Raw genomic sequence first — 21,289 nt, forward strand, 5'->3', positions numbered from 1 at the left:
CCCCTGAGCAGGGGGCGGGGCCTCCGCCGTGTGCGTGCTGCGCGGCCGGGCGTGGACCTCAGCGCGTCGCCGGCACGAACGGTGCCAGCTCCGCCGCCAGTTCCTCGTGCACCCGCGCCTTGAGCAGCGTGCCCTCGGCGGTGTGCTCCTCGGAGAGCACCTCGCCGTCGGCGTGGGTGCGGGCCACGAGCTTGCCGTGCGTGTACGGCACGAGGGCCTCGATCTCGACCTCGGGCCGCGGCAGCTCGGCGTCGATGAGCGCGAGGAGCTCCTCGATGCCCGCACCCGTACGGGCGGACACCGCGATCGCGTGCTTCTGCGTGCGCAGCAGCCGCTGGACGACCAGCGGGTCGGCCGCGTCCGCCTTGTTGATCACCACGATCTCCGGCACGTCCGTGGCGCCCACGTCACGGATCACCTCGCGCACGGCGGCGAGCTGCTCCTCGGGCGAGGGGTGCGCGCCGTCCACCACGTGCAGGATCAGGTCGGACTCGCCGACCTCCTCCATCGTGGAGCGGAACGCCTCGACGAGGTGGTGCGGCAGGTGCCGTACGAAACCGACCGTGTCGGCGAGCGTGTACAGCCGTCCGCTCGGGGTCTCGGCCCGGCGCACGGTCGGGTCGAGGGTCGCGAACAGCGCGTTCTCGACCAGGACGCCCGCGCCCGTGAGGCGGTTGAGCAGCGAGGACTTGCCCGCGTTCGTGTACCCCGCGATGGCGACCGACGGGACCTTGTTGCGCTTGCGCTCCTGGCGCTTGATCTCGCGGCCGGTCTTCATCTCCGCGATCTCCCGGCGCATCTTCGCCATCTTCTCGCGGATCCGCCGCCGGTCCGTCTCGATCTTGGTCTCACCGGGGCCACGGGTGGCGAGCCCGCCGCCCTTGCCGCCGCCCATCTGCCGGGACAGCGACTGACCCCAGCCGCGCAGCCTCGGCAGCATGTACTGCATCTGCGCGAGGGCGACCTGCGCCTTGCCCTCTCGGGACTTGGCGTGCTGGGCGAAGATGTCGAGGATCAGGGCGGTCCTGTCGATCACCTTGACCTTGACGACGTCTTCGAGGTGGATCAGCTGTCCGGGGCTGAGCTCACCGTCGCACACGACCGTGTCGGCGCCCGTCTCGAGCACGATGTCGCGCAGCTCCAGGGCCTTGCCGGATCCGATGTACGTCGCCGGGTCCGGCTTGTCGCGGCGCTGGACGACGCCGTCGAGCACAAGCGCGCCCGCGGTCTCCGCGAGGGCGGCCAGCTCGGCGAGGGAGTTCTCCGCGTCCTGAACCGTTCCGGAGGTCCAGACACCGACGAGGACCACGCGCTCCAGGCGGAGCTGTCGGTACTCGACTTCGGTGACGTCCTCGAGCTCGGTGGAGAGGCCCGCGACGCGGCGCAGGGCCGCGCGCTCGGCACGGTCGAGCTGGTCGCCGTCCCGCGCTCCGTCGATCTCGTGGCTCCAGGCGACGTCCTCTTCCATCAGGGCATCGGCCCGAAGACCTTCGGGGTGGTTCTGCGCGAAGCTCTGTGCGTCCTGGGAAAAGGAAGAAGAGGAGGTCATTGGGTCCTTTACGTCGATGGGAATCCGATACGGGAGCACGTCACGGACGTCTGCCGCCCCTGTCGCACCCGGTGCGCGACGCGGCGCCGCCGGTGCGCGACGGCGCCACCCGTCACCTTCGACAACGCGCACGACCGCCCCGGGATTCCCCGGACCGGCCGGGGTCGACCCTGAGATCTCCCCGAGGGGATCTCCCGGACGGGCCGCGCCGCCGACCTGACGATGGTTGCACGGGACGGCCCGTCTCGTCACCTGGGTTATTCGCCGCCCCGCGCCCCCGGCTGCCTCGCCCCCGGCGCGGCCGCCTTCCAGTCCGGGTGCCCCGGCATCGGCGGCGTCGTGCTGCCGTACAGCCAGGCGTCGAAGAAGCCGCTCAGGTCACGGCCTGAGACCTGCTCGGCGAGGCGCGTGAAGTCGGCGGTCGTCGCGGTCCCGTCGCGGTGGCGGAGCACCCAGGTCCGCTCAAGCCGGTCGAAGGCGCGCTGCCCGATCTCCTGGCGCAGCGCGTAGAGCACCAGCGCGCTGCCGTCGTACACGATGGGCCTGAAGAGGCTGATCTTCTCGCCCGGCGCGGGTGCCTTGGGTGCGGCGGGCGGCCCCCCGGCCGCACGCCAGCGGTCCGAGTGCTGGTAGGCGTTCCGCATGCGTGCCTTGAGGGTCTTGCCCGCCTTCTCCTGCGCGTAGAGGGCCTCGTACCACGTGGCGTGCCCTTCGTTCAGCCACAGGTCCGACCAGGTGCGCGGGCTCACGCTGTCACCGAACCACTGGTGCGCCAGTTCGTGCACCATGATGGCGTCGACGTACCACTCCGGGAACTCCGGCCTGGTGAACAGCTCCTTCTCGAAGAGCGAGAGCGTCTGCGTCTCCAGCTCGAACCCGGTGCGCGCGTCGGCGATGAGCACCCCGTAGGTCTCGAAGGGGTAGCGGCCGACCTTGCTCTCCATCCACTCCAGCTGCCCCGGCGTCTTGGCGAGCCAGCGCTCCAGCTTCGTGCGGTCCTTGGTCGGGACGACGTCGCGCACGGGGAGGCCGTGCGGGCCGGTGCGGTGCAGCACGGTGGAGCGGCCGATGGACACCTGGGCCAGTTCGGTCGCCATGGGGTGGTGCGTGCGGTACTCCCACGTGGTGACGGCACCGGCCCGGGTCCTGGCCACGGGGAGGCCGTTGGCCACGGCGGTGAGCTTCTTGGGCACGGTGACGCGGAACGTGAACCGCGCCTTGTCCGCGGGGTGGTCGTTGCACGGGAACACGCGGTGCGCGGCGTCGGCCTGGTTGGCCATGGCGAGCCCGTCGTCGGTGCGGAGCCAGCCGCCCTCCTCCGTGCCCGCCACCGGGTCACTGGTGTGCCGGACGGTGATCCGCAGGTGCTGTCCGCGCTCCACGCGCGCGTGCGGCGTGATGACCAGGTCCTCGCCCGCGGTGGCGAAGGACGCGGGCGCGCCGTTGACGTCGACGGAGCGGACGGTGCCGTGCGCGAAGTCCAGGTTGACGCGCTCCAGGGAGTCCGTCGCCCGGGCGTCGATCTTCGTGACGGCGTCGAGCGGCTTGCTGTTGTTGCCGCGGTAGGTGAAGGCGATGTCGTACGCCAGCACGTCGTACCCGGGGTTGCCCAGGTGCGGGAAGAGCCGGTCACCGATGCCGAGCGGGGTGGCCGGCTGCGGGGCGCCGGCGGCGAGCAGGGCGGCGGAGGTGACGGTGGCGAGCAGGGCGACCGCCACGCGGACGGCCTTCGGGCGCGGCGCCTGGGCGCGGGGGGCGGCGTTCGGGCGCGACGCACGGGTGCGAGGGGTGAGCAGCATGAACTACCGCTATCAGCGCGTGCCTTCCGCACAGTGACGGGACGCGCGGGTCCACCCGAACGAGCTGCGTACGGACGAGAGAACGGAGGAGGAATCCGCCCTCTACGTAGGGCCCAGTCTTCACCGCCGCCCTACGGTGACGGCTCCCTACGGTGTCGCCGCCGCCCGGTGCTGGGCGCGGCTCACGTCATACACCCCTGCCACGTTGCGCATCGCACGCATGAGGCCGGGGAGGTGTGCGGCGTCGGGCAGTTGGAGCGTGTAGGTGTGACGGACGCGCTGCTCGCTCGGGGGTTCCACGGTCGCCGAGATGATCGCCGCGCCTTCCATGGCGATGGCTTCGGTGAGGTCGGCCAGCAGATGCGGTCTGCCGAACGACTCGGCGATCAGTGTGACCCGGCACTCCGCGCTGTCCCCCCAGCGCACGCCGACCTCCGGGCGCCCCACGTCCTTCATGCGCGCCACGGCGGGGCAGCCGACCCGGTGCACGGTGACGACGCCACCGCGCACGGCGAAGCCGGTGACCTCGTCGGGCGGGACGGGCGTACAGCAGCCCGCGAGCCGCACGGAGGCCCCTTCGCGGTCCACTACGGCGTTCGCGGCCGCCGGTCGCAGGGCCGCGGACACCTGGGGCCGGGGTGCGGCCGCGGGCACCGTCGCCGGGGCGGGCCCCGCCCCCGCCGCCGGTCCGGGGGTGGACACCGGGTGGGACGCGAGCCAGCGCCGGATGGCGATCCGCGCGGCGGGCGTACGGGCGTGGTCGAGCCACTCGCGTGAGGGCCCGGAGGCGGGGTCCTGGCCCATCAGCAGCTGCACGGTGTCGCCGTCCCGCAGGACCGTGCTGAGCGTCGCCAGGCGGCCGTTGACGCGCGCCCCGATGCAGGCGTGGGCATCCTCGCCGTACTGGGCGTAGGCGGCGTCGACGCAGCTGGCGCCCGCGGGCAGGCCGAGGACGCCGCCGTCGGGGCGGAAGACGGCGATCTCCCGGTCCTGGGCGAGGTCCTCGCGGAGCGTGGACCAGAAGGTGTCGGGGTCCGGCGCGGCCTGCTGCCACTCGAGGAGGCGGGAGAGCCAGCCGGGACGGGTGGGGTCGGCGCGCTCGCCGTCGGCAGGCTGCTCCTGCGCCGGCTGCTCCTCCATGGGCGAGTGCTCGTCCGTGGGCGGCGTGTAGGGGTTGCGCAGGGCGACGACGCCCGCCTCGGCGACCCGGTGCATCTTGTGGGTGCGGATGAGGACTTCGGCGACCTCGCCGTCGCCGCGGGCCACGGCCGTGTGCAGCGACTGGTAGAGGTTGAACTTCGGTACGGCGATGAAGTCCTTGAACTCCGAGACGACCGGTGTGAAGCACGTGTGCAGTTCGCCGAGCACCCCGTAGCAGTCGGCGTCGTCGGTGACGAGCACCAGGAGGCGCCCGAAGTCGGACGGGCGCAGCGAGCCGCGTTTGCGGTGCACCCGGTGCACGGAGAGGAAGTGCCGGGGCCGGATGAGGACTTCGGCCGCGATGCCCGCCTCACGCAGCACGCCGCGCACCTCTTCGGCGATGTCCGTGAGCGGTTCGGAGCCGCTCGCGTCCTTCGCCGCGATCAGCGCCTTGACCTCGGCGTACTCCTCGGGGTGGAGGATGGCGAAGACGAGGTCCTCGAGCTCGGTCTTCAGCGCCTGCACGCCGAGCCGCTCGGCCAGCGGAATGAGCACGTCACGGGTGACCTTGGCGATCCGGGCCTGCTTCTCGGGGCGCATGACGCCGAGCGTGCGCATGTTGTGCAGCCGGTCGGCGAGTTTGATCGACATGACGCGTACGTCGTTGCCGGTGGCCACCAGCATCTTGCGGAAGGTCTCCGGCTCGGCCGCGGCTCCGTAGTCGACCTTTTCCAGCTTGGTGACGCCGTCGACCAGGTAGCAGACGTCGTCGCCGAACTCCGCGCGGACCTGTTCGAGCGTCACGTCGGTGTCCTCGACCGTGTCGTGGAGCAGCGACGCGGTCAACGTGGTGGTCTCCGCGCCCAGTTGGGCCAGGATCAGCGTGACGGCGAGCGGGTGGGTGATGTAGGGCTCGCCGCTCTTGCGCATCTGGCCGCGGTGCGAGGACTCCGCGAGGACGTAGGCGCGGCGCAGGGGTTCGAGGTCGGCGTCCGGGTGGTGGCTGCGGTGGGCCTCGGCGACGTGGCCGATGGCGTCCGGGATGCGGCCTCGCGCGGCGGGGCCGAGGAGGGCGGCGCGACCCAGTCTGCGCAGGTCGAGCCGGGGGCGGGCGCGCTTCTTCGAGCCCGGGGGCGTCGCGGGGCCGGGCGTCGCGGGATTCGTCGCCTCCGCACTCATGGGCACCTCCGGCAGCTCCGACCGGCGGTGGGCGGACGGCAGCCTGCTCCGTCCGGGCCGGTGCTTGATGCTACCGAGCCCATCACGCGGCGCTGACCCGCTCTCGCCGAGCGTGAAACGGATCACCCATTCGAGCGACAGTTCTGTGGAGCGCTGTTTCGACTGATGATTCGACTGATGCGAGCGCCGATTCGACTCTTCGGGGCTCTTTCATGACCGGATGGACTCCCGTCGGGGCGCTCCCGGCTCCCCCACCTGGAGGGCGGGCGGGTGGCGCAGACGTACCGCACGGCAAGGGCTTACTGCAGCGCAGTGGCGTACTGCCCCGTAGGGATGTAGGGCTCTGCGCGGGAGGCGTAACGGGGGCGCGCATCTCCACGGACCGGGGGTCAGCCCGCCACCGACGCCAGCCACTCCCCGTCGATCTCGCCCTCGGCGACGATCACGGCGGGGCCCGTCATCTCGATCTCGCCGTCCGGCCGCTCGGTGATCGTCAGGCGGCCGCCGGGCACGTCGACGGTGTACGTGACCGGGGCGCCGGTCACGGTCGGGTCCAGGCCGTCCCTGCGGGCCGTCGCGACGGCCACGGCGCACGCGCCCGTGCCGCACGAGCGGGTCTCGCCCACGCCGCGCTCGTGCACGCGCAGGGCGACGTGGCGGGGGCCGCGGTCGACGACGAACTCCACGTTCACCCCGTCCGGGTACGCGGCGGCCGGGCTGAACGGCGGCGGCTCGTACAGGGTGCCCGCGTGGGCCAGGTCGTCCACGAAGGCGACGGCGTGCGGGTTGCCCATGTTCACGTTGCGGGCGGGCCACTGGCGGTCGGCCACGGAGACCGTGACGTCGCCTTCGGGGAGCACCGCCCTGCCCATGCCGACGGTGATGTCGCCGTCCTCGGCACCGCCGGGCGCGGCGGGCTTGGCGATGTGCACGCGCTTGACGCCGCCGCGGGTGGCCACGGCCAGGTCGCCTTCGCCGACGAGTCCGGCGCGCTGCAGGTAGCGGGCGAACACGCGCACGCCGTTGCCGCACATCTCGACGATCGAGCCGTCGCCGTTGCGGTAGTCCATGAACCACTCGGCCTCGGCGGCCAGGTGCCGCGCCTCCGGGTGGGCGGCCGAGCGCACGACGTGCAGCAGACCGTCGCCGCCGATGCCCGCGCGGCGGTCGCACAGGGCGGCGACGGCTGCCGGGGACAGCTCGATGGCGTTGTCGGCGTCGGGGACGATCACGAAGTCGTTCTCGGTCCCGTGCCCCTTGAGGAAGGCGATCCGCGTGCTCATTCCTCGATCGTACGGGGTGGGTACGACACCCGGCCCTGCCGGTGCCCCACAGCCCCGGACCACCGGCTTCCGCTCAGCGCCGGGCCACTTCGGCTCAGCTCGGACCGGCCGCTTCCGTTCAGCGGAGCCGGGCCACCCGCCACACCGCGAGGACCGTGGCGACCGCCACGACCAGGGTGTACGCGGACACGACCCGCCAGTCCGGGCGCCGCCCCGAGCCCCGCTCCGGAAGGCCGGGCCAGGTGTAGCCGACGCGGCGGGCGGCCATCATGCCCCAGCCCGCGGCGCAGGAGCTGATGAGCAGGCCGAGCATGGCGACGACGGCACCGCCGTCGCCGAACTCGAAGGCCAGCGGGAAGGCGAACATCAGGGAGCCGATGGCGGCGAGGATCACGATGGGCGCGAGCTGCCAGATGCGCAGCCTGCGCTGGGGCCGCAGCTCGACCTCGACCTCGGGCTCGGCCGCCAGCTCCGCTTCGGTGGGACCGTCGTCGGTCACGCCGCTCGCGGTCGCCTCCGGGCTGCCCGGGCCGTCCGCGCTGAGCCGTGCTCCGTCCCGAGCGGTGTGCCGCTCGCCGTCATGTGCGGTGTCTCGAGGGCCGGCCTCCATCGCCACGCGCCCTCCCACTTCGGACTCCACTGGTCGATCGATGGTCGATGATGGCACGGCGTCAGGTGCCACGATGACCGGCGGAGCGTCCCGATGCCATCACGTGATCAGGCTGTGACCGCTCGTTCGACCAACGCCAGTGCGCGCCCGGGGAGTTCCCGCCGGTCGGCGACCGCGCCACTGAGCCAGTGCACCCGCGGATCCCGGCGAAACCAGGAGTCCTGGCGGCGCGCGAAGCGCTTGGTGGCCCGCACGGTCTCGGTGCGCGCCTCGTCCTCGCTGCACTCCCCGGCGAGCGCCGCGAGCACCTGCTGGTAGCCGAGCGCGCGCGATGCCGTGCGCCCCTCGCGCAACCCCTGCGCCTCCAGGGTGCGCACCTCGTCGACGAGGCCCGCCTCCCACATGCGGTCCACGCGCGTGGCGATGCGCTCGTCCAGCTCCGGCCGGGCCACGTCGACGCCGATCTGCACGGTGTCGTACACGGACTCGTGCCCGGGAAGGTTGGCGGTGAAGGGCTTACCGGTGATCTCGATGACCTCGAGGGCGCGCACGATCCGGCGGCCGTTGCTCGGCAGGATCGCCTCGGCCGCGCCCGGGTCGGCGGCGGCGAGCCGGGCGTGCAGCACTGCGGGGCCGTGCAGCGCGAGCTCCTCCTCCAGGCGGGCGCGTACGGCGGGGTCGGTGCCCGGGAACTCGAGGTGGTCGACCGCCCCCCTGACGTACAGCCCGGAGCCGCCGACCAGGATCGGCCAGCGCCCCTCGGCGAGCAGCCGGTCGATCTCCGTACGGGCGAGCTTCTGGTACTCGGCGACGCTCGCCGCCTCCGTGACGTCCCAGATGTCGAGGAGGTGGTGCGGGACGCCTGCGCGCTCGGCGGGCGTCAGCTTGGCGGTTCCGATGTCCATCCCTCGATACAGCTGCATGGAGTCGGCGTTGACGACTTCGCCGCCGAGGCGCTGCGCAAGGAAGACACCCAGATCGGACTTTCCGGCGGCGGTCGGTCCGACGACGGCGATGACCCGCGGGGCGGGGGCTGCACTACTCACCGCCCCAGTCTCGCAAATGGCGCGGCGACTGCCCGAACGAGCTACGTGACGGGGCGGCTCCGGGGTCGTTGCCTGTTGCGAGGTTCCGACCGCCGGTTTCGAGGACCGGTGACCCGGGCGACGCAATCGGACGCACCGGGCGGCGCGGGATTTCGCCCACACGAGTAACGTATGGAGTAGGTATGGGTGTTTTTTCACGGTTCCGCCGGAAGTCCAAGGACACGGAAGAGGCGTCGAGCACCGAGGCGGCGGCAGCCACCCTCACGGCGGAGCCGGAGGGGGCCGAGGACTCCTCCGAGACCGAGGCCGCCGCCAAGGACGAGGCCGACGCCGAGGCCACGGGTGACACCGAGGACGAGAAGGCGGAGACCGCCGAGGCGGCTGCCAAGGAGAGCGTGGACATCCCCAAGCAGCAGTCCGCTCAGGAGGCGGCCGACAACGAGGCCGGTGAGGGCGCCCGCAAGTGACTCCCCAGTGAGGGGCAGTGAGGGAAGGTGAACCGATGGGCTTCCTGGAGCAGCTGAAGGCCAAGCTCGCCCCCGCCAAGGACAAGGTCTCGGGCCTCGCGCAGCAGCACGGGGACAAGATCGACCAAGGCCTGGAGAAGGCCGCGAACGTGGTCGACAGCAAGACCAAGGGCAAGTACAGCGACAAGATCCAGACGGGGACGGACAAGGCGAAGGACGCCCTGGGTCGCCTCGCCGGGACGGACGGCGGCAAGGACACGGGCGGCGACACCACTCCCCCGTCGTCGCCGACACCGCCGTCGGCGTCCTGAACGGCATCCCGCACGACACCGCACAACACCGGCGGACGGCCGTGAAGCACCTCTGGCTTCACGGCCGTCGGCGTGCGTGGAGACACCTGCCTCCCTCGCCCGCACGCCGTGCGGGAACCGCACCAGGGGGACTGCCGCGAGGCGCTCCCCCTGGGATCGCGCCCAGGGGTTCCGGGACCACACCCAGGGACTCCGGGATCGCGCCAGGGCCCCCGGGATCGTTCCTAGGCCCCCAGGTGCACCCCTAGGACCAGGCGGCCACCAGATAGCCCACTCCGTAGGGCGCGTCGTCGAAGAGGAGCTGTCCGCTCAGGCCCGCGCCGTCGGCCGCGCCCGCGAGCACCTGCCAGGGCGCGCGGCCCGCCGCCTTCAGCTCGTACGCGAGGTCCGCGTCCAGCGCCTTCAGTGCCGCCACGTCCGCCGCGGCCAGCGCACGCGCCACCTCCGCGTCGAAACCGGCCGCCCGCTCGTCGAGATAGCCCGGCGCCTTCAGCGTGCGGCACGCGCTGGCGTCGCCGAGGACCAGCAGCGCCACCCGGTCGGCCCGCGCGGCGATCTCTCCCCCGACCTGGATGCACCGCTCGGCCGCGAGGGGCTCCCCCACACCGAGGCCTTCGACGGGGGCGGCCGACCACTCCGTGCGCCCGAGCAGCCACCCCGCGACGGCCAGGGACGCCGGAAGCTCACGCTCCGGTGCCGCTCCGTCCCGGTCGGGCGGCACGGCGCCCAGGCGGACGTCGAGATCCACGCCGAAGCCGCGGAACGTCCCGCGCGCGCCCTGCGGATGCGGCCCGCGGCCGCTCTGGTCGGCGGGGCCGACGACGACGAGCCGGTCGGGCCGGGAGGCCGCGAGCACGCCGATCGCGTCCGTGCACGCCGCGCGTGCGGCGTCCAGCTCCGGTGCCGCACCCGCGGCGACCTCGGGCACGAGCAGGGGCGGACAGGGGCAGACGGCTGCGGCGACAAGCATGATCCGCAGCGTAACGCGCCCCGCTGACAGCGCGTCGCACGGTCAGCGGGGCGTAGGCCTCACAGGCGAGGGCGCAAGCCTCGTGGGCGAGGATGGAGGCCTCACAGGCGGCTCAGCGGGCGCCACAGGGCACGAGGAACGCGTCCGTACGGCACCCGCGAGGGCGGTGGCTCAGTCGAGGCTGCACCCGCCGCCCGACGCCACCGGGAGGGGCTCGGGCACGCCCACCGTGGGCAGGCCGAGCAGGACCCCGGCCGGCTTCGCGGTCTCGGCGGCGTTGCGCTTCTCCCAGGCGTCGCCCGCGCGCGTGCGCCGGACGTCGAGCACCGCGCCTTCGGCGAGCAGGTGGTGCGGCGCCGCGTACGTGACCTCGACCGTCACCACGTCACCGGGGCGGACCTCGGTGTCCGGCTTGGTGAAGTGCACCAGGCGGTTGTCGGGGGCGCGGCCGGAGAGGCGGTGCGTGGCGCCGTCCTTGCGGCCCTCGCCCTCGGCGACCATCAGCTCCAGGGTGCGGCCGACCTGCTTCTTGTTCTCCTCCCAGGAGATCTCCTCCTGGAGGGCCACCAGGCGCTCGTAGCGCGCCTGCACGACCTCCTTGGGGATCTGGCCGTCCATCTCGGCCGCGGGCGTGCCGGGCCGCTTGGAGTACTGGAAGGTGAAGGCCTGCGCGAAGCGGGCCTCGCGGACCACGTGCAGGGTCTGCTCGAAGTCCTCCTCGGTCTCCCCGGGGAAGCCCACGATGATGTCGGTGGTGATGGCCGCGTGCGGGATGGCGGCGCGGACCTTCTCGATGATCCCCAGGTAGCGCTCCTGGCGGTAGGAGCGGCGCATCGCCTTGAGGACGGGGTCGGAGCCGGACTGCAGCGGCATGTGCAGCTGCGGCATCACGTTCGGCGTCTCAGCCATCGCGGCGATCACGTCGTCCGTGAAGTCGCGCGGGTGCGGCGAGGTGAAGCGGACGCGCTCCAGGCCTTCGATCCGCCCGCAGGCGCGCAGGAGCTTGCTGAAGGCCTCCCGGTCGCCGATGTCGGATCCGTACGCGTTGACGTTCTGCCCGAGGAGGGTGATCTCGGAGACGCCCTCGGAGACGAGCGCCTCGATCTCGGCCAGGATGTCGCCCGTCCTGCGGTCCTTCTCCTTGCCGCGCAGGGCGGGGACGATGCAGAAGGTGCAGGTGTTGTTGCAGCCGACGGAGATCGACACCCACGCCGCGTACGCGCTCTCACGGCGCGTGGGCAGCGTCGAGGGGAAGGCCTCCAGGGACTCGGCGATCTCGATCTGCGCCTCCTCCTGGACGCGGGCGCGCTCCAGGAGGACGGGCAGCTTGCCGATGTTGTGCGTGCCGAAGACGACGTCGACCCAGGGCGCCTTCTTGACGATGGTGTCGCGGTCCTTCTGCGCCAGGCAGCCGCCGACGGCGATCTGCATGCCCGGGCGGGACGCCTTCCTCGGCGCGAGGCGGCCGAGGTTGCCGTACAGGCGGTTGTCGGCGTTCTCACGCACCGCGCAGGTGTTGAAGACGACCACGTCCGCGTCGCCGTCGGAGCCCTCGGGCGCGCGCACGTAACCGGCACCCTCCAGGAGGCCGGAAAGCCGCTCGGAGTCGTGGACGTTCATCTGGCACCCGTAGGTGCGCACCTCATAGGTCTTCAATCCGTCCACTGCTCCACCAGCCACGTCGTCACCACTCACCCGTCCAGGGTAAGGGCTTGGATCAGTACGCCGTACGGACCGCTTGCCGGACCGCCTGTCGGACCGCCTGTCGAACCGTCTGCCGGACCGCCTCCAGGGCCGCTTTCCGGACGCCGCTCCGAGGGCGGTCCGCGCTGTCCTGCCACTTCGCCCGCAACGATCTCGGGGTTGCGAGAGCATGGGCGGGCGCAGTCCCCGCAACTTGCCCGGCTAGATTGCCCGTTGGCAGTTCACCGGCACCACCCGTCGGCCCCGTCCGGCGCACCAGGAGGCGATCACGTGGCCGAGAGCCCCTCCCCGCAGGAATCCCAGGACCCGTCCCCCCAGGAGGCGGCCGACACCGTGCGGAGCAGGATCAACACCGCGCAGCCGCACACGGCCCGGATCTGGAACTACTGGCTCGGCGGCAAGGACAACTACGACGTCGACCGCGAGACGGGCGACCGCATCCGGGAGCTGCACCCGGGAATCGGTGACTACGCGCGCGCGGACCGCCTGTTCCTCGGCCGTGCCGTGCGTCACCTGGTGGCCGACCAGGGGGTGCGGCAGTTCCTCGACATCGGCACCGGCCTGCCCACCGCGGACAACACCCATGAGGTGGCCCAGCGGATCGCTCCGGAGTCACGCATCGTCTACGTGGACAACGATCCGCTGGTCCTCACCCACGCGCGTGCCCTGCTGACGAGCTCGCCCGAGGGGCGCACCGACTACCTGGACGCCGACATGCGGGACGTAGACAGCGTCCTGAAGCACGCGGCACGGACCCTGGACCTGAGCCGCCCCGTCGCCCTGATGCTCCTGGGCGTCGTGATCTTCGTGGAGGACGACGCGGAGGCCTACGGTCTCGTACGCCGCCTCATGGATGCCCTGCCCTCCGGAAGCTACCTGGCCCTCTCGCACACCATCACCAGCCCGGCGATGCCGGACGTCGACGCGGCGGTGGCCTTCTGGAACGAGCACGGCACCCCGAAGCTCACCCAGCGCACCCCGGACCAGGTGGCCCGCTTCTTCGACGGCCTCGACCTTCTCGAGCCCGGTGTGGTGTCCTGCTCGCGCTGGCGCCCCGAGCCGGACGACGGCGACCTGCCGGACGAGGTGGCCATGTACTCCGGGGTGGCGCGCAAGGCCTGAGCGCCGGCCGCCGCCCGGCGCTCGGGGCAGCGACGCTCAGGGCAGCCGCGCTCAGGGCAGCGGCACCCAGACCGTGCGCCCCTGGGAGTCCCGTTCGGCCCGTCCGAACGCCACGTTCGCGAAGTGGATGCCGAAGCCGAGGGTGCCGGGCTCCGTCAGTGCGTCGACGAGACGCCGGCGGTGCTCGGCCGCCAGGACCGGGTCGTGGTCGACGGCCGCCGACCACTCCGGGTGGGCGATCTGGACCGGCGTGTGCAGCGCGTCGCCGAACGCGAGCAGCCGCCGGCCGCCCGACATGATCTCGAAGGTCAGGTGCCCCGCCGTGTGGCCGGGCGTCATGAGGGCGCGGACGCCCGGAAAGACCTCCTCCCCGTCGGCGACGGTGCGCACCTTGGGGGCGAGGATGTTCAGGACCTCCTCCGTGGCGCCGTGCCCGGCGGCCAAGTGGCGCTGCTCCCACTCCGGCTCGGCGATCAGATAGGGGGCCCGCGTGAAGGCGGGCTCGTCGGTGCCCGGTGCGGGGTGCCAGGCCCAGCCGATGTGGTCGCCGTGCAGGTGCGTGAATGCGACCGCCTCGATGGTGTCCGGGCGGCGGCCCAGCCGACGGAGGCTGTCGAGGAGCGCGCCGCTCCGGCCTGCGCCGATCCTGGGGTTCTCCGGGTCGTCGGGGGCGGACAGCGGACCGAAGCCCGCGTCGATCAGGAGGGTTCGCTCGCCGTGCTCGACGAGCAGCCCGCCGACGCTCGCCACGAGGTGCCCCCGCTCGTCGAGGTGGTCCTCGTACGGCTCCCAGTCGGCGTCGGTCGTCCCGGGCAGCCAGCCGCGCGGCTTGAGGCCTATGACGCCGTCCACTACGTAGCTGAGCCGCAGGTCCCCGAGGCGGATGGTGCGGGCGCGGGCGGGCGTGCGGAGCCTGGCGGCGCTCTCGGACGTGGGCGCGGCGCTCTCGGACGTGGGCACGGCGCTCTTGGACGTGGGCACGGGTCCTGACGTCGACATGGGTCCTCCTGGGCAGACGGTTCACCTGTGGGCACGGCCGTCGCCCGGCCACCCCCAAGAGAACGTTAGAGCTAGAATCATTCGAGTTGCAACCATTCAAGTTGGATCCACTGAGTAAGCTGGGCCTCATGGCGAAGATGCGCGGGAACGACGACGCGACCGACCACGCCCAGGAGGGCCCCGTAGCGGCCGAATGGCGGCTGTGCGGCCTGGTGAACGCCCTGGCCCGTCAGATCGAGTCGCACACGCGCACCCGCGCGACCACCCTCGGCCTGACCGCGCCGCAGGCGGTCGCGCTGCGGGAGCTGGCCGGACCGATGACCCTGCGGGAGCTGTCGGAGCGGATGAGCTGCGAGCCGTCCAACGCCACGTTCGTCTCCGACCGCCTGGAGGAGCAGGGCCTGGTCGAGCGCCGCCCGCACCCCAGCGACCGCCGCGCCAAACAGCTCGTCCTCACACCGAAGGGCGACGCACTGCGCGAGCGCCTGCTCGCCCTGCTCGCCGAGGAGTCGCCGCTGAGCCCCCTCTCCGAGCGGGAGCAGGACGACCTCCGCGAGCTCCTGGCGCGGGCGGTCATCCGCTAGGCGCGGCGTCCCGCCAGGAAAACCGGTTTCGCCCCGGCACCGCCGCGCTCAGGATGGCGCCCATGACGTCCACGAGCGAGTCCCCCCGCCCCACGAAGATGCACGCCGACGAGCCGGACATCGACGTGCCCCTCGTCCGCGGGCTCCTGGCCGCCCAGTTCCCGCAGTGGGCCGATCTGCCCCTTGAGCCGTTCCCCTCGGCGGGGACCGTCAACGCGGTGTTCCGGCTCGGCGACGACATGGCCGTACGGCTGCCGCGCAGGGCGTCGTCCGTCGAGGACGTGGCCAAGGAGAACCGCTGGCTGCCGTGGCTCGCGCCGCGCCTCCCTGTGCCCGTCCCCGCGGTGCTCGGGCAGGGCGCGCCCGCCGAGGGCTACGCGTGGCCCTGGTCCGTCCACCGCTGGCTCGACGGCGCGAACCCGGTCGAGGGCGCCGTCGCCGCACCGCGGCCGCTCGCCGAGGACCTGGCGGGGTTCGTCACGGCGATGCGCGGCCTCGACACCGCCGACGCGCCGCCCGCCTATCGCGGCGGCCCCATGGTGACGGAGGACGACGAGACGCGCGCGGCGCTCGACGCGCTGCGCGCCCTGCGGCACCCCCGCGCCACCGTGGACACCGAAGCGGCGGCCGCGGCCTGGGACGCGGCCCTGCGGGCACCCGTGTGGGACGGTCCGCCCGTGTGGGTCCACGCGGACCTCATGCCCGGCAACCTGCTGGTCCGTGACGGACGGCTCAGTGCGGTCATCGACTTCGGGACCGCCGGCGTGGGCGACCCCGCCTGCGACCTGATCGTCGCGTGGAACCTCCTGCCCGCCCCCGTACGCGACGACTTCCGCGCCGCGAGCGGGGCTGACGACGCCACCTGGGCGCGCGGGCGCGGCCGGGCCCTGTCCATGGCGCTCATCCAGCTGCCCTACTACGTGGACACGAACCCGGTGATGGCCGCCAACGCGCGGCATGTGATCCAGGAGGTCATCGCCGACCACGCGCGCGTGGGCTGACGCTCGCGGCCACGTCGGCGCCGCACTGGCCCTGGTCGCCGACCGCACGCACGCGCGCGTGCGCCGGCACCCTGCGCCGGTCGTCGCGGAGACCCCTGGTCAGCACGGTGAGGGCAATGGCAGGATCGCGCCCATGTTCACGGCCCTGCTCCCCATCAGTCGGCGCCGGGCCCTCCAGGGCTCGGCGGTCGGCCTGGTGGTGTTCGGCCTGCTCCTGTGGTGGCTGCTCCCGGCGGACGAGTCGTCGCCCAAGGGGCACATGAGGTTCAGTACGGGCGTGAAGGGCGCCGTCTACGAGACGTACGGCAAGCTCCTACGGAGCGCCGCCGACGAGGACATGCCGGATGTCGACATCGAGCTGGTCAACAGCCAGGGGTCGCAGCAGAACGTCGAGCGGGTGGCTACGGGGAAGGCCGATTTCACGATCGCGGCCGCCGACGCCGTGGAGAAGTACCGCATCGACGACAAGCCGGGAGCCTTCCGGCTGCGGGGCTGTGCGCGCCTGTACGACGACTACGTACAGCTCGTCGTCCGGCGCTCGTCCGACATCGCGTCCGCGCGGGACCTGCGCGCCAAACGCGTCGCCGTGGGGCAGCCGCGCTCGGGCGTACGGCTGATCGCGGACCGCGTCATCGCGGCCGCAGGGCTCGACCTGCACGAGGACGTGAAGGCGGTACCGGCCGGCATAGACACCGCGCCCGAGCTCCTCAAGCGCGGCGACATCGACGCGTTCTTCTGGTCGGGCGGCCTGCCCACCAGCTCCGTGCGCGAGCTGTCCGAGAGCTTCGACATCCGTCTCGTACCGCTCGGTGACCTGGTGGACGCCCTGCACCGGCAGGGGGGCGCGTCCCGCTACTACCGCGCCGCCGTCATGCCCGCCGACGCCTACCCCAAGGCCCAGCAGAACGCGTCCGTACCGACGTTGGCGGTGGCGAACCTCCTGGTGACCACCGACCGCGCCGATCCCGAGCTGACCGAGGGCCTCACCCGGACCGTGATCGACAGCCGGGACCACATCGGCGCGCGCGTGCACGCGGCCCAGCTGGTGGACCTGCGTACGGCGCTCTACACGGACCCGCTCGCGCTCCACGAGGGCGCGCGGCGCTACTACCGCTCGGTCAAGCCGTAGCCGCTCACGCGGCCGTACAGACCGCTTCCTGCCCCCTCGGCTCTCCGACCCCCGGGCCCCGACCCCCGGCCCCGCCCATCGGCCCGGCCCACCGCCCCGGCACGGGCTAACTCCTCGCGCCCCCGCGCCCCTCCGGCGCCTGCCGCGGCACGCCGACCGTCACCCGCAGGCCGTGCGGCTCGTGGCGCTCGTACGCGATGGAGCCGCCCCCCGCGGCAAGCAGCGCCCGGGAGATCGACAGGCCGAGGCCGGAGCCCTTGACGTTCTGGTGGCGGTTGCTGCGCCAGAACCGGTCGCCGATGCGGGCCAACTCCTCGTCCGTGAGGCCCGGGCCGCCGTCCGTGATCACGACCGTCGTCGTCGAGTCGGCCGAGCAGACCCGCACCCGCACGCCCTCTCCCTCCGGAGTGAACTTCAGGGCGTTGTCGATGACCGCGTCCAGGGCACTGGAGAGGGCGATCGGGTCGGCCCACCCCGTCGTCGCCGGGCACTGCCCCTCCAGGCGCACGCCCCGCTCGTCGGCCAGCGGGCGCCAGGACGCGACCCGCTCGGCCGTCAGCTCCCCGATGTCGGTGAGCTGGAGGTCCGCGCCCCCGTGCTCGGCGAGCGCCAGGTCGAGGAGGTCGTCGAGGACCTGGGCAAGGCGCTTGCCCTCCGTGCGCACGGAGGCGATCTCCTCGTTGCCCTCGGGCAGTTCGAGGGCGAGGAGCTCGATGCGGAGCAGCAGGGCGGACAGGGGGTTCCGCAGTTGGTGCGAGGCGTCGGCGACGAAGGCGCGCTGCTGCTCCAGGACGTCCTCGACGTGGTCGGCCATCTCGTTGAACGAGCGGGCCAGGCGCCTGAGTTCCGGCGGCCCGCCCGCGGGCGCGACACGGGAGGCGAGGCTTCCGGTGGCGATGTCGTGGGTGGTGGCGTCCAGGACGCGCACGGGGCGCAGGATCCATCCGGTCAGGCGCAGCGCGGCGCCGACGGCGAGGAGCATCGCCGCCGACTCGCCCGCGCCGATCAGCAGCCAGCCGTGCAGCGTCTTCGCGCGCATGCGCCCCGTGGGCGAGTCGGTGACGACGACGGCGACGACGTCGCCGTCCCGGATCACCGGGGACGCGACGACGATGCGCCCGTCCTCCTCCCAGGGCCACACCTGGGGCGGGTCGTGGCTGCCGCGGGAGCGCAGGGCCTCTTCGAAGGCGTCGCGCACCTCCTCGCCCTCCGCGGGCAGGAACCAGCCGCTGGGGGCGTGCGCCATGGGGAACCGGTCGCGGAAGAACACGCCCGCCCTGATGCCGTACACCTCGTGGTAGTAGTCCAGTTCCTTCTGGAGCGTCTCGCGGCGCTCGTCCTTGTCGAGCACGCGAGACCCGGACGGCCGCTTCGTGACGAACTGCGCGAGAGACGCGAACCGCGCGGTGTCGTCGATGCGGTCGACGACGACCTTCTGCTGCTGGGCGGACGCCACGCTCACGGCGAGCGGGAAGCCGAGCGCGAGCAGCACGCCGGCCATCAGGACGATGAGGAGCGGCAGGAGGCGGGCGCGCACCTGGGCCCGCTACGACGCCGGGGCGACGAGCCGGTAGCCGACTCCGCGCACGGTCTCGATCAGGGCGGGCATGTGCAGCTTCGCGCGCAGGGACGCCACGTGCACCTCCAGTGTGCGGCCCGTGCCCTCCCAACTGGTGCGCCACACCTCGCTGATGATCTGCTCCCTCCGGAAGACCACGCCCGGCCGCTGCGCGAGCAGGGAGAGCAAGTCGAACTCCTTGCGGGTCAGTTGCACCGGGACGCCGCCCACGCTGACCTGGCGGGTGGGCAGTTCGATGTGGACGCCGCCGAGCCGCAGCTCGGTCCCCGCGGGCGCCGCGGCGGCGTCGGCCGAGGGGCGCCGGATGACCGCGTGAATGCGCGCGATCAGCTCCCCGGTGTCGTAGGGCTTCACTACGTAGTCGTCGGCTCCGAGGTTGAGGCCGTGGATGCGGGAGCGTACGTCGGCGCGCGCCGTCACCATGATGACCGGCGTCGACGTGCGCTTGCGGATCTTCCCGCAGACCTCGTAGCCGTCCTGGTCGGGCAGGCCGAGGTCGAGGAGCACCACTCCGAAGGGCTCCGCACCACAGGGCAGGAGGGCCTGCAGCGCCTCCTCACCGCTCCGCGCGTGGGTGACGGCGAAGCCGTGCCGGGCCAGAACCGCGGACAGGGCGGCGGCCACGTGGTCGTCGTCCTCGACGAGCAGCAGTCTCATGCGGTCCCCCTCCAGCCCATTGGCCCCCCTGTGGTTCATCGGTCGTTCCGTGATCGTTCCGTTCCCGCTCGCACGGTGCTGCGCACCTGTTCCTGGGCACCCCGTACGCGCGCGTGCGCGCGGTTTCCAACGGTGTGCCGCGCGCGTGCGCGTACGCACCAAGGCATCCACGCCGATGGATAAGGACCGCGTCAAGGCCCTTCGGGTCACGGACACGTTCCGTTATGCACCCGGTACGCGCGCGGGGCGCCCTGTTCACACGGAGTGTCCGGTTGCGGCCGGATCGTTATGCTCAATTTCCCCTCAGATGTAATGACGCTGGTCGCACCGGGTTACTACTGTCCTCCCAACCCGAGGAGGATGGAGCAACAAGCCGTGACCGAAGTATCGGTGACCAAGGACGCGATACCCGCGGCGGACGACCTTGTCGTGCTGAAGAACGTCAACAAGCACTTCGGCGCACTGCACGTCCTCCAGGACATCGACCTGACCATCGCCCGCGGCGAGGTCGTCGTCGTGATCGGACCCTCCGGGTCCGGCAAGTCGACGCTGTGCCGCACGATCAACCGCCTCGAGACGATCGACTCCGGCGCGATCAGCATCGACGGCAAGCCGCTGCCCGCGGAGGGCAAGGAGCTCGCACGGCTCCGCGCAGACGTGGGCATGGTCTTCCAGTCCTTCAACCTTTTCGCGCACAAGACCGTGCTCGAGAACGTGATGCTGGGCCAGGTCAAGGTGCGCAGGACGGCCAAGGCGGAGGCGGAGGAGAAGGCCCGGGGCCTGCTCGACCGCGTGGGTGTCGGCTCGCAGGCCGACAAGTACCCGGCGCAGCTCTCCGGCGGCCAGCAGCAGCGCGTGGCGATCGCCCGGGCGCTCGCGATGGGCCCCAAGGTGATGCTCTTCGACGAGCCCACGTCGGCGCTCGACCCGGAGATGATCAACGAGGTCCTGGAAGTCATGCAGCAACTGGCGCGCGACGGCATGACCATGGTCGTCGTCACCCATGAGATGGGCTTCGCCCGCTCGGCGGCCAACCGCGTCGTGTTCATGGCGGACGGCCGGATCGTCGAAGAGGCCGTACCGGACCAGTTCTTCAGCAACCCGCGCAGCGACCGTGCCAAGGACTTCCTGTCGAAGATCCTGCACCACTGACGCGCCGCACGCGCTCCCGCGCGCGGGACGCCTCATCCGACGCATGACGCCCGGCAGCGTCTCCCCCAACCTCCGCCGAAACGAAGGATGTTCACCATGAAGGTTCGCAAGGTCACCGCGGCAGCCTCCGTCCTGCTCGCGCTCTCCCTCACGGCCACCGCTTGTGGCGGTGACGACAAGGACGACAAGGGCTCCGGCGGGGGCGGCAAGGTCACCATCGGGATCAAGTTCGACCAGCCCGGCCTCGGCCAGAAGACGCCGGACGGCAAGTACGAGGGCTTCGACGTCGATGTCGCCACCTACGTGGCGAAGAAGCTCGGCTACAAGGCGGACGACATCGAGTGGAAGGAAGCCAAGAGCGCCGACCGCGAGACGATGCTCCAGCGCGGTGACGTGGACTTCATCGCGGCGACCTACTCGATCACGCCGGAGCGCGAGGAGAAGGTCGACTTCGCGGGCCCGTACCTGCTCGCCCACCAGGACGTCCTGATCCGCTCCAACGACAGCTCGATCAAGTCGCCGAAGGACCTGAACAGCAAGAAGCTCTGCTCGGTGACGGGTTCGACTTCGGCGCAGAACGTCAAGGAGAAGCTGGCGCCCAAGGCCCAGCTCCAGAACTACGGCGCGTACTCCCAGTGCCTCTCCGGCGTGGAGAACAAGGTCATCGACGCGCTCACCACCGACGACTCGATCCTCGCCGGTTACGCCGCGCAGAAGAACTTCCAGGGCAAGTTCAAGCTCGGCGGCTTCAAGATGACCAACGAGAACTACGGGATCGGCGTCAAGAAGGGCTCCGACCTCAAGAAGAAGATCAACGACGCGCTGACCGCGATGGTCAAGGACGGGTCGTGGGAGAAGGCCGTGAAGGCCAACTTCGGCCCGGCCAACTACAAGAACGAGCCCGCCCCGAAGATCGGCGACATCGTCAAGTAGGCAGGACGTGAGGGGCGTGCCGCTCACCATGGCGGCGCGCCCCTTCGCCCTCTACGCGGAAGCTGTCCCTCTACG

Annotated in this window: 19 protein-coding genes; 8 read left to right on the forward strand and 11 right to left on the reverse strand. The window is 72.1% G+C overall.

What is annotated here, in order from left to right:
• Window positions 1–58: 58 nt before the first annotated feature.
• The 6 genes from hflX to miaA all read right to left on the reverse strand — a co-directional run bounded on the left by hflX (window position 59) and on the right by miaA (window position 8,606).
• Entirely contained in the window at window positions 59–1,549 is a 1,491-nt protein-coding gene (hflX, locus tag ACFWZ5_RS16115; RefSeq protein ID WP_384890786.1) for a GTPase HflX, read from the reverse strand.
• 257 nt (window positions 1,550–1,806) lie between these two features.
• Window positions 1,807–3,348 carry a M1 family metallopeptidase gene (locus ACFWZ5_RS16120; protein ID WP_384791562.1) on the reverse strand — a complete coding sequence of 514 codons (1,542 nt, stop codon included), beginning with the start codon at window positions 3,346–3,348 and terminating at the stop codon, window positions 1,807–1,809.
• Window positions 3,349–3,495: 147 nt separating this feature from the next.
• Window positions 3,496–5,667, reverse strand: a complete 2,172-nt coding sequence (locus ACFWZ5_RS16125) for a RelA/SpoT family protein (RefSeq protein ID WP_384791565.1) — start codon at window positions 5,665–5,667, stop codon at window positions 3,496–3,498.
• Window positions 5,668–6,056: 389 nt separating this feature from the next.
• Window positions 6,057–6,950 (reverse strand): diaminopimelate epimerase, encoded by an 894-nt coding sequence (gene dapF, locus ACFWZ5_RS16130; protein WP_384791568.1) that lies wholly within the window; start codon window positions 6,948–6,950, stop codon window positions 6,057–6,059.
• Between the two features lie 118 nt (window positions 6,951–7,068).
• A complete protein-coding gene (locus tag ACFWZ5_RS16135; protein WP_384791678.1) occupies window positions 7,069–7,560 on the reverse strand; it encodes a hypothetical protein in 492 nt (163 codons plus the stop codon).
• A 107-nt stretch (window positions 7,561–7,667) separates the two neighbouring features.
• Entirely contained in the window at window positions 7,668–8,606 is a 939-nt protein-coding gene (gene miaA, locus ACFWZ5_RS16140) for a tRNA (adenosine(37)-N6)-dimethylallyltransferase MiaA (protein ID WP_384791571.1), read from the reverse strand.
• Between the two features lie 182 nt (window positions 8,607–8,788).
• Between miaA and ACFWZ5_RS16145 the strand changes: the two genes are divergently transcribed.
• Window positions 8,789–9,073, forward strand: a complete 285-nt coding sequence (locus tag ACFWZ5_RS16145; RefSeq protein ID WP_384791574.1) for a hypothetical protein — start codon at window positions 8,789–8,791, stop codon at window positions 9,071–9,073.
• 35 nt (window positions 9,074–9,108) lie between these two features.
• Complete coding sequence (locus ACFWZ5_RS16150) at window positions 9,109–9,384, forward strand: antitoxin (RefSeq protein ID WP_384791577.1); 276 nt, start codon at window positions 9,109–9,111, stop codon at window positions 9,382–9,384.
• A 244-nt stretch (window positions 9,385–9,628) separates the two neighbouring features.
• Here ACFWZ5_RS16150 and ACFWZ5_RS16155 read toward each other — a convergent pair whose 3' ends face one another.
• The gene (locus tag ACFWZ5_RS16155; protein WP_384791580.1) at window positions 9,629–10,354 is read right to left on the reverse strand and encodes a class III extradiol dioxygenase subunit B-like domain-containing protein; all 726 of its coding nucleotides are present in this window, start codon (window positions 10,352–10,354) and stop codon (window positions 9,629–9,631) included.
• A gap of 171 nt (window positions 10,355–10,525) precedes the next feature.
• Window positions 10,526–12,034: a tRNA (N6-isopentenyl adenosine(37)-C2)-methylthiotransferase MiaB gene (miaB, locus tag ACFWZ5_RS16160; protein WP_384791681.1), complete on the reverse strand. Its 1,509-nt coding sequence runs from the start codon at window positions 12,032–12,034 to the stop codon at window positions 10,526–10,528.
• A 357-nt stretch (window positions 12,035–12,391) separates the two neighbouring features.
• Between miaB and ACFWZ5_RS16165 the strand changes: the two genes are divergently transcribed.
• Window positions 12,392–13,180, forward strand: coding sequence for an SAM-dependent methyltransferase (locus ACFWZ5_RS16165; protein ID WP_384791684.1), 789 nt, complete (start codon window positions 12,392–12,394; stop codon window positions 13,178–13,180).
• Between the two features lie 51 nt (window positions 13,181–13,231).
• On the opposite strand, the gene ACFWZ5_RS16170 is transcribed toward ACFWZ5_RS16165, so the two are convergent.
• Window positions 13,232–14,179, reverse strand: a complete 948-nt coding sequence (locus tag ACFWZ5_RS16170; protein WP_384791583.1) for an MBL fold metallo-hydrolase — start codon at window positions 14,177–14,179, stop codon at window positions 13,232–13,234.
• Window positions 14,180–14,307: 128 nt separating this feature from the next.
• Between ACFWZ5_RS16170 and ACFWZ5_RS16175 the strand changes: the two genes are divergently transcribed.
• From ACFWZ5_RS16175 to ACFWZ5_RS16185, 3 genes are all read left to right on the forward strand, one after another.
• Window positions 14,308–14,763, forward strand: a complete 456-nt coding sequence (locus tag ACFWZ5_RS16175; protein ID WP_384791585.1) for a MarR family winged helix-turn-helix transcriptional regulator — start codon at window positions 14,308–14,310, stop codon at window positions 14,761–14,763.
• Window positions 14,764–14,825: 62 nt separating this feature from the next.
• On the forward strand, window positions 14,826–15,764 hold the full coding sequence (locus tag ACFWZ5_RS16180) for an aminoglycoside phosphotransferase family protein (protein WP_384791588.1): 939 nt from the start codon (window positions 14,826–14,828) through the stop codon (window positions 15,762–15,764).
• A gap of 133 nt (window positions 15,765–15,897) precedes the next feature.
• A complete protein-coding gene (locus tag ACFWZ5_RS16185) occupies window positions 15,898–16,893 on the forward strand; it encodes a TAXI family TRAP transporter solute-binding subunit (protein WP_384791591.1) in 996 nt (331 codons plus the stop codon).
• A 106-nt stretch (window positions 16,894–16,999) separates the two neighbouring features.
• On the opposite strand, the gene ACFWZ5_RS16190 is transcribed toward ACFWZ5_RS16185, so the two are convergent.
• Window positions 17,000–18,430, reverse strand: a complete 1,431-nt coding sequence (locus ACFWZ5_RS16190; RefSeq protein WP_384791594.1) for a sensor histidine kinase — start codon at window positions 18,428–18,430, stop codon at window positions 17,000–17,002.
• Between the two features lie 9 nt (window positions 18,431–18,439).
• Window positions 18,440–19,129 carry a response regulator transcription factor gene (locus ACFWZ5_RS16195; protein ID WP_384791596.1) on the reverse strand — a complete coding sequence of 230 codons (690 nt, stop codon included), beginning with the start codon at window positions 19,127–19,129 and terminating at the stop codon, window positions 18,440–18,442.
• Window positions 19,130–19,504: 375 nt separating this feature from the next.
• On the opposite strand from ACFWZ5_RS16195, the gene ACFWZ5_RS16200 reads away from it, so the two are divergent.
• Both ACFWZ5_RS16200 and ACFWZ5_RS16205 read left to right on the forward strand, forming a co-directional pair.
• Complete coding sequence (locus ACFWZ5_RS16200) at window positions 19,505–20,281, forward strand: amino acid ABC transporter ATP-binding protein (protein WP_384791599.1); 777 nt, start codon at window positions 19,505–19,507, stop codon at window positions 20,279–20,281.
• Between the two features lie 96 nt (window positions 20,282–20,377).
• Entirely contained in the window at window positions 20,378–21,214 is an 837-nt protein-coding gene (locus ACFWZ5_RS16205; protein ID WP_384791602.1) for a glutamate ABC transporter substrate-binding protein, read from the forward strand.
• Window positions 21,215–21,289: the final 75 nt, after the last annotated feature.

The sequence above is a fragment of the Streptomyces sp. NPDC059003 genome, from assembly GCF_042740445.1.
GTDB lineage: Bacteria > Actinomycetota > Actinomycetes > Streptomycetales > Streptomycetaceae > Streptomyces.

Excerpts from the sequence above, each read along its gene's own strand:
- hflX (WP_384890786.1), bottom strand. The coding sequence starts at position 1,549 with ATGACCTCCTCTTCTTCCTTTTCCCAGGACGCACAGAGCTTCGCGCAG.
- ACFWZ5_RS16120 (WP_384791562.1), bottom strand. The coding sequence starts at position 3,348 with ATGCTGCTCACCCCTCGCACCCGTGCGTCGCGCCCGAACGCCGCCCCC.
- ACFWZ5_RS16125 (WP_384791565.1), bottom strand. The coding sequence starts at position 5,667 with ATGAGTGCGGAGGCGACGAATCCCGCGACGCCCGGCCCCGCGACGCCC.
- dapF (WP_384791568.1), bottom strand. The coding sequence starts at position 6,950 with ATGAGCACGCGGATCGCCTTCCTCAAGGGGCACGGGACCGAGAACGAC.
- ACFWZ5_RS16135 (WP_384791678.1), bottom strand. The coding sequence starts at position 7,560 with ATGGAGGCCGGCCCTCGAGACACCGCACATGACGGCGAGCGGCACACC.
- ACFWZ5_RS16145 (WP_384791574.1), top strand. The coding sequence starts at position 8,789 with ATGGGTGTTTTTTCACGGTTCCGCCGGAAGTCCAAGGACACGGAAGAG.
- ACFWZ5_RS16150 (WP_384791577.1), top strand. The coding sequence starts at position 9,109 with ATGGGCTTCCTGGAGCAGCTGAAGGCCAAGCTCGCCCCCGCCAAGGAC.
- ACFWZ5_RS16155 (WP_384791580.1), bottom strand. The coding sequence starts at position 10,354 with ATGCTTGTCGCCGCAGCCGTCTGCCCCTGTCCGCCCCTGCTCGTGCCC.
- ACFWZ5_RS16170 (WP_384791583.1), bottom strand. The coding sequence starts at position 14,179 with ATGTCGACGTCAGGACCCGTGCCCACGTCCAAGAGCGCCGTGCCCACG.
- ACFWZ5_RS16175 (WP_384791585.1), top strand. The coding sequence starts at position 14,308 with ATGGCGAAGATGCGCGGGAACGACGACGCGACCGACCACGCCCAGGAG.
- ACFWZ5_RS16180 (WP_384791588.1), top strand. The coding sequence starts at position 14,826 with ATGACGTCCACGAGCGAGTCCCCCCGCCCCACGAAGATGCACGCCGAC.
- ACFWZ5_RS16185 (WP_384791591.1), top strand. The coding sequence starts at position 15,898 with ATGTTCACGGCCCTGCTCCCCATCAGTCGGCGCCGGGCCCTCCAGGGC.
- ACFWZ5_RS16195 (WP_384791596.1), bottom strand. The coding sequence starts at position 19,129 with ATGAGACTGCTGCTCGTCGAGGACGACGACCACGTGGCCGCCGCCCTG.
- ACFWZ5_RS16205 (WP_384791602.1), top strand. The coding sequence starts at position 20,378 with ATGAAGGTTCGCAAGGTCACCGCGGCAGCCTCCGTCCTGCTCGCGCTC.